Raw genomic sequence first — 13,469 nt, 5'->3', positions numbered from 1 at the left:
GCGCAGCGGCGCCTAAACCTCGACAACCTTCACGGATGATCCGACAGCCGTCAAAGCGATCTGGCCTTCGCACAATTTGATCGCATCGGTGCCAAACACTTCCCTACGCCAGCCGCTCAGGGCCTGCACATCGCGCTGACCCGCGGCGATTGCATCAAGGTCCGACGCCGTGGCAATCAGTTTGGCCGCAACGCCCGCGCTTTCGGTCTTTGCCTTCAACAGAACCCGCAACAGATCGGCCAGCGCCGGATTGACCTGCAGCTTTTCGCGCGACCGGTCCGGCTGGGGCACATCGTCGTTAGAAACGGCCAGCCCGTCCGCCACAGCCTTCAGGATGCCATCGGCGATGTCCCCTTTGCGCGCTTCGCGCAACAACAGGCGCGACCGGCCAAGCTCTTCGAGTGATTTGGGCTTGTTGGAGGCGAGCTCCACCATTGCGTCATCCTTGAAGACGCGGTTACGCGGGATGTTGCGGTCCTGCGCGAATTGCTCGCGAAACGCGGCAAGCTCGCGGACAACCGCAAGAAACCGTCCCGAATTGGTCCGTGTCTTTACCCGCTTCCACGCATCGCGCGGTTTGGTGATGTAGGTATCGGGGTTTGTCAAAATACGCAGTTCTTCCGCGACCCATTTATGACGGCTGGTCTCGTCCAGCCGCTCGGCCAGAAACTCATAGATCTGGCGCAGGTGCGTGACATCGGCAATTGCGTATTGCTTTTGCGCATCGGTCAGCGGACGGCGTGACCAGTCAGTGAACCGTGATGTCTTGTCCAGCGACTGCTTTGCAATCTTGCGCACCAGCGTCTCGTAGCCCACCTGCTCGCCAAAGCCGCACACCATGGCCGCCACTTGCGTATCGAACAACGGCTCGGGAAAGACCTGTGCGTCGACAAAGAAGATTTCGAGATCCTGCCGCGCGGCATGAAACACCTTGACCACGGCCTTGTTGCGAAAGAGCTCGTACAATGGCTCAAGCGACAGACCGTTGGCCAGCGGATCGACCAACACCGCGTTGCTGTCATCCGTGCCGGGCATCGCCAGTTGCAGCAGGCACAACTTGGAATAGTAGGTCCGCTCCCGCAGGAACTCCGTATCCACCGTTATATAATCGTGCTTGGCTGCTTCTTCGCAATAGTCCCGCAGCGCGTCGGTGGTCGTAATGGTACGCATAAACAGATGTTCCCAAGGCTTTTCCAAGGGGTATCGAAAAGCGCGGGCTTTTACCAGTCAGCTTTCCAAGAAGAGCGGCGTGCGATCCCCGGCGGCAAAACGGCGCAGTACCGCCGGATAGAGGCGGTGTTCTTGCACCAGAACCCGTGCTGCCAATGTGTCCGGCGTGTCACCGGGCAAGACAGGCACCTGGGCCTGTCCCAAAATCGGCCCGTCATCGAGCGCCGCGGTTACCTCGTGTACGGTACAGCCATGCACCCCGTCGCCAGCGTCAAGCGCCCGGGCGTGGGTATGAAGGCCCTTGTACTTGGGCAGCAGCGACGGGTGGATATTGATCATCCGGCCCGCCCTTGGGTCGGTAAACCCCGCTGTCAACTTGCGCATGAAACCTGCCAGACAGATAAGATCGGGTTCAAAAGGGGCCAGAGCGGCATCAAGCGCCGCTTCAAATGCTGCGCGGTCGCCGCCAAACGGACGATGGTCAACGACGGCCGTAGTCACACCCATCGCTTGCGCCTTGGCCAACCCGCCTGCGCTGGCAGTGTTGGACAGCACAACACATGGTCGGCCCGCATGGCCCGGCCGCGCCATATCTTCTAGCAGGCTGACCATGTTGGAGCCGCCACCGGAAATAAAGACCGCAACGCGTGTCATCAGACGAGGCAGCCCTCGTAGGACACGCCGTTACCGCTGACGACTTCACCGATGGTGAAAACGGTTTCGCCTTGATCCTCGAGAAGCTTGGCTGCCGCATCTGCCTTGTCGGCCGGGCAGACAACGATCATGCCGATCCCCGAGTTGTAGGTCTTGAGCAGTTCCGCTTCGTCCATGCCGCCATGGGCGGTCAGCCAGCGGAAAACCGGAGGCAACTCCCATGCATCAAGGTTGATCCGCGCGCCCAGCCCCTCGGGCAGGACGCGCGGCAGATTTTCGGTCAGACCGCCACCCGTCACATGCGCAAGCGCATTGACGAAACCCGCACGGTGGGCCGCGAGCGCGGCGTTCACATAGAGCCGCGTCGGTGTCAGCAATGCCTCACCAAGCGTACCCCCATCCCACGGGCATGGATCATCCCAGCCAAGACCGGAGTGTTCCACGATGACGCGGACGAGACTGAAGCCGTTGGAATGGACGCCGTCACTCGCCAGCCCCAGCAGCACGTCCCCCCGTTGTACCGCTGTGGGCAGGCCCGCCCCCCGTTCCATCGCGCCGACAGAGAATCCCGCCAGATCGAAATCTCCTTCAGCATACATGCCGGGCATTTCCGCCGTCTCCCCCCCGATGAGGGCACAACCGGACAATTCGCAGCCTTTTGCGATGCCTTCGATGATCCGCGCGGCGTGATCGATCTCCAACTTACCCGAGGCAAAGTAATCGAGGAAAAACAAAGGCTCCGCGCCTTGGCAGACCAGATCGTTGACGCACATCGCCACGAGGTCGATGCCCACGCTGTCGACATTGCCGGTATCGATCGCAATGCGCAGTTTCGTACCCACGCCGTCCGTCGCCGCGACCAGCACCGGATCTGTAAAGCCTGCGCCTTTCAGATCAAAAAGCGCACCAAATCCACCCAGTCCGGCCATGACACCGGGCCGCGATGTGCGCTTGGCCGCGGGCTTGATCCGTTCGACCAGCGCATTGCCTGCATCGATGTCCACACCGGCGTCTGCGTATGTGATCCCGTTTTTTTGCTCTGGCATGATAGGGCCCTTTTGCGCGTCACTGTTTGCGTTGCGCCGGACCTAAATGATTGTGCCGAAAGTCGCAACGCAAAGTCTTGACGCCGCCGCGCCCGCACAATACCCAAAGCCCATGGCGGGCCTGTAGCTCAATTGGTTAGAGCAGAGCGCTCATAACGCTTTGGTTGCGGGTTCAAGTCCTGCCGGGCCTACCATTCCCACCGCTGTATTCAATCATGCGATCACGCTCAGGCTGATCGTGCGGTCTCATACTGGGGCAGATCGAAGTCATTGGATTTTTCCTCATCCCCGCCGCCAAACAGCGACAGAACCGATTGCACCGGCGTTGAGGCAGCCAATGCAGCGCCGGAATTGACCAGTTTCACCTTGAACATCGAATTGGCATAAGCTGCATCCGGCACGCCGGGTGGCAGTTTTTGCGCCTGTTTGGCAAAGGCCCTGAATTTTTCTTCGTATGCTGCGAATACGGCCGCGTGGTCGTCGTGTGTGGCCAATTCGTTGGCGAGGATATAGCTGCCGATGATCGCGATCGTCGTGCCCATTCCGGTATAGGGCGTCGGGCAATAGGCAGCATCGCCGACCAGTACACTGCGCCCGTGCGACCAGCTGTCCGCCTTGATCTGGTGCAATGGGCCCAGAAAGATATCCTCGACGTCATCCAGCGCCTTCGCCAGCCTGTCGCATTCCCATCCTGCCCCTGAAAGTCGCGCGCGCAGCCGGTCCTTCTTATCCTCCAGCGTCATGTGGGGTGGATCATTGTCGTCGGTCTGGAAGTTGACAGAGGCGCGCATCGTCCCCTTGTTGTCGGGCCGCAGGAAGGCGATCACACCCGAAGGGCTGGTATACCAGCGCCACCAGTCATTGTCGGCCTCGATGCGTGGCACGGTAAAATAGGACGACCAGACGCCAAGGTAGTCCGTATAGTCACCCTCGCCCAGAATCATCGGTCTGGTGCGCGAATTCATCCCGTCTGCCGCGATGACAATGTCGAACTCCTCGGTCGTGTCATCGTCGAAAGTAACCCCGACGCCATCCTCCTTGTGATCGAGAGCCTTGATCGTCGTGTCGAAACGGTAAGAAACGCTTTCGGGGGTCGCGTCGACGATGATTTTGACCAGATCGCCGCGCAGAATCTCGATCTCGCGCGTCAGCGATCCTTTGCTTTGTGTGGGGAATTCGGCCTTGGAGACATTGTCCGTGTCCACAAACATCAATCCCTTCTCGCCGGTGTGCTTGTCCTTGATCGCGGTTTCGATGCCCATCTGCTCGACGATGTCGCGGGCGGCATCCGTAATATCGATATTTTGCCCACCGAGGCGCAAATCGCCTGCGCGTTCAATCACCGTTACGTCCCATCCGTGTTTCGCAAGCCAATACGCTGTCGTCGGCCCTGCAACACCTGCGCCTGCAATCAATGCACTTTTTACCATGGGGGATCTCCTATCTCTCTATGGAAAGGAAACACGACGGCACAGCTGTTCGTTCCGCCAGCGTCATTCTGCCGCTAACGGCCGATCACGATATCCGCCCGCAAACCGCCGAGCTCGTCTGCCTCGCCCAGCCGCAAAACGCCGCCGTGGCCGCGCACGACATCGACTGCAATTGCCAGCCCCAATCCGACGCCACCGCCCTTGTTCTGGTTGCGCGCTACATCAAGCCGGGTAAAGGGGCGTGTTGCATCTTCACGCTGGTCCTGCGGGATACCGGGCCCATCGTCGTCAACGCGGATGCGCAGCACCTTGTCACTCAGCATCACCGAGACCTGCGCCCGCGAGCCATAGCGCACGGCATTCGAGATCAGATTGTCGATTGCCCGCACGATAGCACCGCGGCGCAACCGCATGGTCCCGTCCCCATCGCCCTCGATCGGCAAGAGCGTCACGTCCCGCCCTGCCCGTTTGGCATCGGCAACCACCTCCTGCACCAATGCGATCGGGTCAAGCTTCTCCGGCTCCCCCTCTGCCGCGCCCTTGGCAAAGCTGAGGAATTCATCAAGCATCCCCTGCATGTCCTCCACATCGCGCAAGAGCGGTGCGGCTTCTTCGTCATCCATCATCGAAAGACCCAACCGCATGCGGGTCAACGGCGTGCGCAGATCATGGCTCACCCCCGACAGCATCAGCGTGCGTTGTTCGATATGGCGCTCGATCCGCGCGCGCATCGCCACGAACGCCGCGCCCGCCGCACGCAACTCAACCGCACCCGCAGGCGTATAGGGCATGTGCTGCCCGCGTCCGAACGCATCCGCGGCGCGGGCAAGCCGTTTGATCGGGCGCAGTTGGTTGCGCAGGTAAACCGATGCAATCAGCGTCATGATCATGCCGAAAACAATCGTATAAACAAAAAGCTGGTGTGGGTTGGACGCGGTAATCCTGCGCCGTTCAAAGACAACCCGAACCGGCCCATTGCCCGTCTCCATCCACAACGTCACTTGGGACAGATCAGTCAGATCAACGGCGCGGAACCCCGCCAAACGGTCTTGCAACCGCGCGATAAGAACGCGGCCCGAGTAATCGTACCAAACGCGTTCATTGGTCATCGGCACATCGGTCGCGGGCAGGACCGACATTTGCAACGGTGCCAGCTCCTCCCCGATGACGGCCGGGATATCCTCGGCTGTGCCGGCCTGAGCCGCGACCTGCTGGACCAGCGCCAGCTCGCGCACCACCGCGTCCGCCATCTGGTGGGTGACGCCCTCGAAATGGCGCTGCGCGAAAATGACGGTCACCACGAGTTGCAGGCACACGACCGGCAACATCAGGATCAACGCGGCGCGGCCGTAAATTCCGCGCGGGACATATCGTTTGAGCCATGCAAAGGACATGGGCTAAACCTACGCAGCAACGCGGTTTTGTGAAAGGTCCAAACGTGACGCCACCTGATGACTTTGATCCCCCCGTCGGCGTTCCCGAAAGGCTTCAGGAAGGCCTGCGGCGCATCGTGGCGCCAAATCCGTCGCCGATGACGTACCGGGGCACGAACACCTATCTGCTGGGCACGCGCGATCTTGCCGTGATTGACCCCGGTCCGCACAATGACGACCATCTGGCGGCGATCCTTTCGGCCCTCGAGCCTGGCCAGCGCATCAGCCATATCGTCGTGACGCACAGCCATCTCGACCACTCCCCGCTCGCCCGCCCGCTGGCTGAACGGACCGGTGCGCCGGTTCTGGCTTTCGGAGATGCGACCGCTGGACGGTCAGATGTTATGGCCGAATTGGCAGCCCGCGAAAACCTCGGTGGCGGAGAAGGCATCGACACCGATTTCGTACCTGACACAACGCTGCGCGATGGTGACCGGATCACGGGCGCGGACTGGCAGCTCGATGTCCTGCACACACCCGGCCATTTGGGCAATCACATCTGCCTTGGCTGGAACGACGCCTGCTTTACCGCGGACCATGTTATGGGGTGGGCCTCGTCAATTGTATCTCCGCCAGACGGCGATCTGACCGACTTCATGGCCTCCTGCGTCATGCTTCAAAACCGTAACTGGCGTGTGTTCTACCCCGGCCACGGCGCGCAGATCGACACCCCGAACGCCCGCCTCGACTGGCTGGTGTCGCACCGCAAGGGTCGCGAAGCCGCCATACTCGACCACCTGCAACGCGGTCCTGCCAATGCCGCAGCACTCGCCACCCTAATCTACAATGACGCGCCACCCGCGCTCTTGAATGCCGCCTCCCGCAACGTGCTGGCGCACCTGATCGATCTGCATAAACGCGGGCATATTCACCCGCATGGCCCGCTGCACAGTGAAGCGGATTTTGCCCTCGCAACCCCGGCGAAAAAAATCTGATTTTGCGCAAAAATTCCACTGGACGCGCCAAATCACCATCGCTATACGGTGCGAACCGTTCCGACGTAGCTCAGCGGTAGAGCAGTTGACTGTTAATCAATTGGTCGTAGGTTCGATCCCTACCGTCGGAGCCATAATAAACCGTTTAGGGCAATCACCTTAGACGGTTTTTTTGCGTCTGCTGGGATTTTCCCTGACGCCGAACACCCGTTTCTTCGCAGTCGTAGTTCGCCTGTATCGAGGACCTGATCCAACCTCAGATCCACGCATCGCGGCCCAAGAAAAACGCTTTGCCTAAGGCCACCGCACCGGTATCGTTTCGCTCATGAACCGCATTTTTTCACAGCTTTTTCCGACGCCATTTCGAGCCGCGGCTATTGCCGTTGCCCTGCTCTGCTGTCTGCCTGCGGATGGGCGGGCCGAGGGGAGCGAGGCACGGTTTGCGCTGGTCGCCTCGCCGCGAACGCTCGATCCGCGCAAGATATCGCTGGATCAGGAATTTTTCGTTGTACAGGATCTGCACGAAGGGCTTCTCAGCACCGATCAGACAGGCGCCGCCGCGCGGGGCGTGGCGCGGGCGTGGGAGGTCGCGGAGGATGGGCTGAGCTGGGAGTTCGAGCTCGATCCAGAGGCGCGCTGGTCGGACGGCCAACGGATTACAGCGGGCGATTTCGTGCGCGGTTTTCGCTTGCTATTTCTCCCCGACACCGCATCGCCCTATGCCGCGTCCCTGAATGCGATCACGGGCGCGCAAGCGATCATCGCGGGCACTGCCGACCCCGAAACGCTGGGCGTCATCGCCGTGTCGCCGGAGCGCTTGCGCATCGAACTGGACACGCCGGTCACCTATCTGGAGGAACTGCTGAGCCTGCCTGCCGCAACGCCAGCACGCGCGGGGCCCGATGTCCATTACAGCGGCGCCTACATGCTGGTCGATCAAACGGCAAACGACCGGTACACGCTTGTGGCCAATCCGCATTACCGCGATGCCGCGGGTGTCGACATCACCCGGCTGACCTATCAGGTCATCGAAAACGCCGACACCTGCGTGCGGCTGTTCCGCGTCGGCGATATTGATATATGCCCCTATATCCCGACCGATCGGGCGATCACGATGGATGACGCCCTGCGCGCGCAGTTGTATACGCCCGAAACGGTTTCGGCCTATTACTATGCGCTGAACGTCACGCGGCCGCCGCTGGATGACCGGACCGTGCGGCGCGCCCTTGATCTGCTGATTGACCGCGACGTGATCTCGGGCGACGTTCTGGCCGGGCTCATGCCGCCCCTGCGCAGCATCGTTCCGGCAGGCGTGTTGAACTATCCCGATCCCGGTCCGACGCTCGATTTTCTCGACATGACGCGATTCGAGCGTACGCAAGAAGCGCAGCGCCTTTTAAGGGCTGCGGGCATCTCACCGCAATCGCCGCTGACGTTGACGCTGGCTCACAGTGCCATTCCCGATGAAGGACCGATCGCACTTCATGTGGCCGACGTCTGGGGGCGCTACGGCATCAATGTCGAATTCTCGATCCGTGATTTTGCCGCGCATTACGAAATGTTCGACGCCAACCGCGACTACGACGTGGCAACCTTTGGCTGGCTGTCGGACAACTCAGATGCAACCACCTTTCTCGAGCTTTTTCTGATCGGTGGTTCCAGAAATATTTCGAACCGGACATCCGATACGGTCGATCGCCTGCTGGCCCGCGCGGCCGCGCAAACGGATAAAGCCGCGCGGGCCGCCCTTTTGGTCGAAGCCGAGCAAGACATACTCGACAGCCATGCCGTGCTTCCGCTTGTGAGCGTGCGGCTGGCGGAATTGATCAGCGAACGCGTTCAGGGGCGCCAACGGCTGGGCGGCGGGCCCCGGCTCACGCGCCACCTGAGCATCGTGCCTTAGGTCACGAGATGGCAGCCGCTCAATTCAGGTATATCCTCGGGCGGCTCTTGTGGTCGGCACTTGCGGTGTCCGCCGTCGCGACCCTGTCGTTTTTCATCAGCCGGGCCGTACCGGGTGGGCCGTTCAACAGCGTTTTTCTCGATAGCACCCGCATCGAAAACGCAAGGCGCGCCGTTGGTGCAGACCGACCGCTGACGCAGCAATTCGCAAGCTGGCTCAGCAGCGCGTTGCGCGGGGATTTCGGCGAAAGCTACGTCTATTCCGGCCAAACGGTCGTGTCGATCGTGGCAAACGCTCTGCCCTTGACGCTGATGATCGCCATACCCACACTGGTTATTGCGGTGATCGGGGCGCTTCTGAGTGCCAGTTTCGTGGCTACGCGGCTTGAACGCACACGGCGTCGGGCTCTGGTGCTGGCCGCTACCGCATCGAGCGTTCCGGTCTTTGTCACGGCGCCGCTTCTTTCGCTGGTGTTCGGGGTGTGGTTGCAGGTGCTGCCCGTCTCGGGGACCGCCGACAGCGCAGCGCGCGGCCTGATCCTTCCCGTGATTGCGCTGGCCCTGCCCCTGACGGCCGCGCTCTATATGCTCTGTGCGCCCGCGCTGCAGGACGCGCTGCGCCATGAAAGCGTCCGCACGGCCCGGGCCAAAGGCACCAGCCGTGCACAGACTGTACACCGCCATGCCCTATGCCGTGCATTGATCCCGACGCTCTCCTATGCGGGGACACTGATTGCCGGTGTGTTGTTGGGGGCTGCAATCGTGGAGACGGTTTTCAATATTCCGGGTCTGGGGCGGGTCTTTATCGACGCAGCAATTGCCCGCGATTATCCAGTGCTGTCCGCCGCGACAATCATCACCGCACTCGTGGTCATCACGGTGAACGTATGTGTCGACATCGCCTATGTTTTGCTCGATCCGCGGCTGGAGCGGGCCGGGTGATGCGAGCGCTGGTGCTTTTGGGGCTGATCCTTGCCGTCACCGTGTTGCCTGCCGCAGTGTCGCATGATCCGCGCAGTCAGGATCTTGGCAGAACCTATTTGCCTGCCAGTATGTCACAGCGCCCGCCTCTGCCGCAGATCGAAGAACAGGCGCGGCGCGCCCTGTCCGCGATCGGGGTCGCGGAGGCGGCCGTGACCCTCACTTCGCCGCACGCGACGGTCCGGTTGCCCAAGCCGCTGGAGCAACCCTCCGAAATGCTCGCTTTCCTGAACCAGCAGCCCGGCGCCCTGTCGCGCTGGCGCGGGACGGATGATCCGAAGGTGATCGAGGCCGACATCACACGCCAGCGACATCCGTTGGGAACAGACCGGCTGGGCCGCGACCAGCTGGCAAGGCTCGTGCATGGCGCGCGCACTACCGCGCTGTTTGCAGGACTGGTGACGCTTTTTGTTCTGGCGCTCGGGGCTTTTCTGGGAACGGCTGCCGCGTTCGGACCGCGGTGGGCCGACCACACGATCATGCGCGGCCTCGAAATGCTTTATGCGTTGCCGCCCTACATCGTCGTCGCGTTGGGCATTTTGTATTTCGGGCCCTCCGTGCTGGCGCTGGCACTATTGGTCGCGCTGGTTGAGCTGCAAGATGCCGTGCGTGTGTGCCGTGGCGCCGCGCTCGGGCTAAAATCCGAACCCTTCGTGCAGGCCGCCCGCGCTTTGGGTCAATCCCCCCTGCGGCTAATCCGTACCCATATCCTGCCCAATATGGCTGTGGTGCTGGCTCCGTTTGCTGCGGTCACATTCGCGCGGGCCGTCACACAGGAAAGCGCGCTTTCCTTTCTGGCGCTCGGACTGCAGGAGCCGTACATCAGTCTGGGCACCTTTATCGCCGACGCCGCCGCCCAAATGGACAGCCGCCCCCTGCCCTTGATCGCGGCAACGGTCGTTCTCGTGGGACTGGTGCTAAGTGTGTTTGCGTTGGCCAACAGTCTGACACGCACAGGCAAACCGTCCTATCTGGGATAGAGGATGCCGGGGTCAGGCGCGCCGTGCCGCCAGCGGGGATATATCCTCGACAGCCTCGAGCCCCCGGTATTGCCCGGGCGGCAATCCGATGGTGCGGTTAAAAACATAGGTCATATGGGACTGGCTGGAAAAACCGGCCGCAAACGCGATGTCAGACAGGGAAAGATCGGTCTCTGCCATCAGCTCGATCACCATTTCCACGCGGCGTTCCAGAATATAGGTGCGCGGCGACTTTCCGGTCTTTGCCTTGAAGGCCCGCGAGAAACGGTCGTTGCTCATCGCGGCGGTGCGCGCCAGCTCGGCCACCTTGATCGGTCCCGACAGCTGTTTTTCGACAACTGCCATCACATCATAGAGCGCGGCATCACTCAGGACATCACGGGTGCCGGTTTCGTCGATCTGGTCCCTCAGTTCGGTCAGGAAACGGCAGATGATCAGTTCCGCGCACAGCGCGATCACTGTCGGTGGCCACGTGTCGGGACGGGTCATATGGTCAAGCAGCATGCGCGTAATAAAAGAAAAATCACTGTGCCTGCAGGTTTCGATGAACCGCGGCACCTGATCCGGGCCGAGTTCGCAGCGGCGGCGCAATTCCTCGAACCATTTCGTGTCAAAGGCCAGATGCAGCAAGGCGGCGCCGTTTTCGCATTCGAACCTGTAGGTTTTGCGCGCGCAGAACAGCGCCGGCATATGCGCGGCCAGCGCAAGGACACGGGTTCCTACATCTACGGAGGATACGGTCATCTGCATCGGTTCCAGCGGCAGGATCAACACGGGCGTCTTGCCGGCCTCGAGGCGGTGCAGATCGCTGGACAACACGCGGCGGATGACCACCCCGTCAAGCGTCACAGAAAATCCATCTGCTTCCGGCTCGAGCGGTGATCGATCCGGTATCGTATTGAAATCCTGCAACGACGCCTCCTTCGATGCCTGACAATAGCAGCGAATGTTCCTCTCTGACGCTAAACTATTTCAAATTTTCGGCGTTGTTTTTCACAATTTCACCACAGGCTTACACGACGGCCATTTTTTCCTCACGTGCGCAGGTGATGATGAAAAACTAGGCAGATCGGCGGAAATTCGTTTGGAACCGATTGTTACAAAACTCACATACATGTGTTTTGAACCAATTGGTTCCTTTCTCTATATCAGTCACACGGCACTAACGTCCCCGAGCCGCCAAATCAATTTAAACCAAACTCTTCAGGAGCCTCTTCACATGCCCAACTTCATCACGAAATCCCTGCACGCGTACCTCGATTACCCCGTGGCTCTTGGCCTGATTGTCATGCCGTTCCTGCTGGGTCTGGGTCAGTCCCATCCGCTGGCGTTCGGCCTATCGCTGCTGACAGGCATCGCGGCACTGGTGATGACGGTGTTCACCGATCACCGTCTGGGTGTGTTCCGGGTTCTGCCCTACCGGCTGCACCTCGCGGTCGATTTTGCGGTCGGTGCGGCCTTTGTCATCGCGCCGATTGCACTGGGCTTCCAAGGCATTGACGCGGCATATTACTTCGTCATCGGTGCCACGGTTCTGGCAGTCGTCAGCCTGCACAAATCCGAAGACACCGTCGCCGCCTGAAATGACTGACCGGCGCATCACCTCCCTCGGGTGCGCCGGTTGTCTCTCACCGGCTATAGAAAGCGGTTGATCAGGTTTTCCAACCGCTCTTGCCGCCCCGAGCGCGGGTCCGGGTTGATGTTTTCGCTCCGGACCATCGCCTCGATCTCTGCCAGACCGGACTGCATCAGGGACTGTCCCAGATCGCCGTTCCACCCTGCGTACCGCGCCTCCCGCGCCTCTTCCAGGGCACCGTTCTCGAGAATTGCCGCCGCGGCCTTGAGCCCTGCAGCGCAGGCGTCCATACCGCCGACATGCGCGAGGATCAGATCCTCGGGATCGAGCGACTGGCGCCGCAGTTTTGCGTCAAAGTTCGTACCGCCCGTGGCAAAGCCGCCCGCCTTGAGCACTTCGAGATAGGCCAAGGTCATTTCGGGCACATTGTTCGGAAACTGGTCTGTGTCCCATCCTGACTGATAATCGTTGCGGTTCATATCGATGGAGCCAAATATCCCCAATTCGCGGGCCAGCGCCAATTCGTGTTCGAACGAATGACCTGCCAGAATCGCGTGGCCCTGTTCGATGTTCACCTTTACCTCATCCTCCAGCCCGAAGTCCTTGAGAAACCCGTAGACTGTCGCCACGTCGTAATCATACTGGTGCTTGGTCGGCTCTTGCGGCTTCGGTTCGATCAGGATCGCGCCGTCGAAGCCGATCTTGTGTTTGTAATCCACAACCATCTGCAGCATCCGGCCTGCCTGTGCGCGTTCACGGCCCATGTCGGTGTTGAGCAGTGTTTCATATCCCTCGCGCCCGCCCCACAGCACGTAATTCTCGCCGTTCAGCTTGTGCGTCGCATCCATGCAGGTCTTGATCGTTGCGGCCGAAAAGGCAAAAACCTCCGGATCGGGGTTGGTGGCCGCCCCGGCCATGAACCGGCGGTGACTGAAGAGGTTCGCCGTACCCCACAACAGCTTGAGCCCGGTCGCATCCATCTTTTCGCCGAAGTAGTCGACAATCGCCTCAAGGTTACGCGTGCTCTCGGCGAAATCGGCGCCTTCCGGGCGGACGTCCGCGTCATGGAAACAGAAATAGGGCACGCCGAGTATCTGGAACATGTCGAATGCGACGTCGGCTTTCATGCGTGCCAGATCCATCGTGTCGCCGAACCAGGGCCGCTCGAACGTCTGGCCGCCGAACGGGTCGCCCCCGGGCCACGCAAAGCTGTGCCAATAGGCGCAGGCAAAGCGCAAATGGTCTTTCATCGCCTTCCCCATGACCATTTCGTCCGGGTCATAGTGGCGAAAGGCAAATTCGCTGTCGCTGTGTGCGCCTTCAAAGGTGACGGGCGCGATGCCCTTGAAAAAATCGGTCATG

At 60.7% G+C, this 13,469-nt stretch carries 12 protein-coding genes and 2 tRNA genes; 7 read left to right on the top strand and 7 right to left on the bottom strand.

The window, feature by feature from the left end; translation table 11 throughout:
* Nucleotides 1–12: 12 nt before the first annotated feature.
* From rnd to purM, 3 genes are read right to left on the bottom strand one after another with little or no spacing between them, the layout of a single operon-like run.
* Nucleotides 13–1,170: a ribonuclease D gene (gene rnd / locus K3756_RS07910; protein ID WP_259992844.1), complete on the bottom strand. Its 1,158-nt coding sequence runs from the start codon at nt 1,168–1,170 to the stop codon at nt 13–15.
* 57 nt (nt 1,171–1,227) lie between these two features.
* Nucleotides 1,228–1,824, bottom strand: a complete 597-nt coding sequence (purN, locus tag K3756_RS07905; RefSeq protein WP_259992833.1) for a phosphoribosylglycinamide formyltransferase — start codon at nt 1,822–1,824, stop codon at nt 1,228–1,230.
* A complete protein-coding gene (gene purM / locus K3756_RS07900; RefSeq protein ID WP_259992824.1) occupies nt 1,824–2,870 on the bottom strand; it encodes a phosphoribosylformylglycinamidine cyclo-ligase in 1,047 nt (348 codons plus the stop codon). The genes purN and purM overlap by 1 nt, the downstream gene beginning before the upstream one ends.
* 117 nt (nt 2,871–2,987) lie before the next feature.
* Here purM and K3756_RS07895 point away from each other — a divergent pair.
* Nucleotides 2,988–3,064, top strand: a tRNA-Ile gene (locus K3756_RS07895).
* A 33-nt stretch (nt 3,065–3,097) separates the two neighbouring features.
* On the opposite strand, the gene K3756_RS07890 is transcribed toward K3756_RS07895, so the two are convergent.
* Together K3756_RS07890 and K3756_RS07885 are read right to left on the bottom strand one after the other, a co-directional pair.
* Complete coding sequence (locus K3756_RS07890) at nt 3,098–4,300, bottom strand: FAD-dependent oxidoreductase (RefSeq protein ID WP_259992816.1); 1,203 nt, start codon at nt 4,298–4,300, stop codon at nt 3,098–3,100.
* A gap of 74 nt (nt 4,301–4,374) precedes the next feature.
* Nucleotides 4,375–5,694, bottom strand: coding sequence for an ATP-binding protein (locus tag K3756_RS07885; RefSeq protein ID WP_259992807.1), 1,320 nt, complete (start codon nt 5,692–5,694; stop codon nt 4,375–4,377).
* Between the two features lie 44 nt (nt 5,695–5,738).
* Here K3756_RS07885 and K3756_RS07880 point away from each other — a divergent pair, with 44 nt between their 5' ends.
* The 5 genes from K3756_RS07880 to K3756_RS07860 all read left to right on the top strand — a co-directional run bounded on the left by K3756_RS07880 (nt 5,739) and on the right by K3756_RS07860 (nt 10,531).
* Entirely contained in the window at nt 5,739–6,668 is a 930-nt protein-coding gene (locus K3756_RS07880; RefSeq protein ID WP_259992799.1) for an MBL fold metallo-hydrolase, read from the top strand.
* Between the two features lie 59 nt (nt 6,669–6,727).
* A tRNA-Asn gene (locus K3756_RS07875) sits at nt 6,728–6,802 on the top strand.
* Between the two features lie 191 nt (nt 6,803–6,993).
* Nucleotides 6,994–8,571 (top strand): peptide ABC transporter substrate-binding protein, encoded by a 1,578-nt coding sequence (locus tag K3756_RS07870; protein WP_259992797.1) that lies wholly within the window; start codon nt 6,994–6,996, stop codon nt 8,569–8,571.
* Between the two features lie 8 nt (nt 8,572–8,579).
* A complete protein-coding gene (locus K3756_RS07865; RefSeq protein ID WP_259992795.1) occupies nt 8,580–9,512 on the top strand; it encodes an ABC transporter permease in 933 nt (310 codons plus the stop codon).
* Nucleotides 9,512–10,531, top strand: a complete 1,020-nt coding sequence (locus K3756_RS07860) for an ABC transporter permease (RefSeq protein ID WP_259993523.1) — start codon at nt 9,512–9,514, stop codon at nt 10,529–10,531. Before K3756_RS07865 ends, K3756_RS07860 begins: the two co-directional genes overlap by 1 nt.
* A 12-nt stretch (nt 10,532–10,543) precedes the next feature.
* Here the strand turns inward: K3756_RS07860 and K3756_RS07855 are convergent, their stop codons facing one another.
* Nucleotides 10,544–11,443 carry a helix-turn-helix transcriptional regulator gene (locus K3756_RS07855; protein WP_259992792.1) on the bottom strand — a complete coding sequence of 300 codons (900 nt, stop codon included), beginning with the start codon at nt 11,441–11,443 and terminating at the stop codon, nt 10,544–10,546.
* Nucleotides 11,444–11,750: 307 nt separating this feature from the next.
* On the opposite strand from K3756_RS07855, the gene K3756_RS07850 reads away from it, so the two are divergent.
* Nucleotides 11,751–12,113, top strand: a complete 363-nt coding sequence (locus K3756_RS07850) for a hypothetical protein (RefSeq protein WP_259992790.1) — start codon at nt 11,751–11,753, stop codon at nt 12,111–12,113.
* 53 nt (nt 12,114–12,166) lie between these two features.
* On the opposite strand, the gene xylA is transcribed toward K3756_RS07850, so the two are convergent.
* Nucleotides 12,167–13,468 carry a xylose isomerase gene (gene xylA, locus K3756_RS07845; protein ID WP_259992789.1) on the bottom strand — a complete coding sequence of 434 codons (1,302 nt, stop codon included), beginning with the start codon at nt 13,466–13,468 and terminating at the stop codon, nt 12,167–12,169.
* Nucleotide 13,469: the final 1 nt, after the last annotated feature.

Origin of the sequence: Sulfitobacter sp. S190 (genome assembly GCF_025141935.1) — a bacterium.
In the GTDB taxonomy this organism is placed as follows: domain Bacteria; phylum Pseudomonadota; class Alphaproteobacteria; order Rhodobacterales; family Rhodobacteraceae; genus Sulfitobacter.
This window is presented reverse-complemented; position numbering and strand designations above follow the sequence as displayed.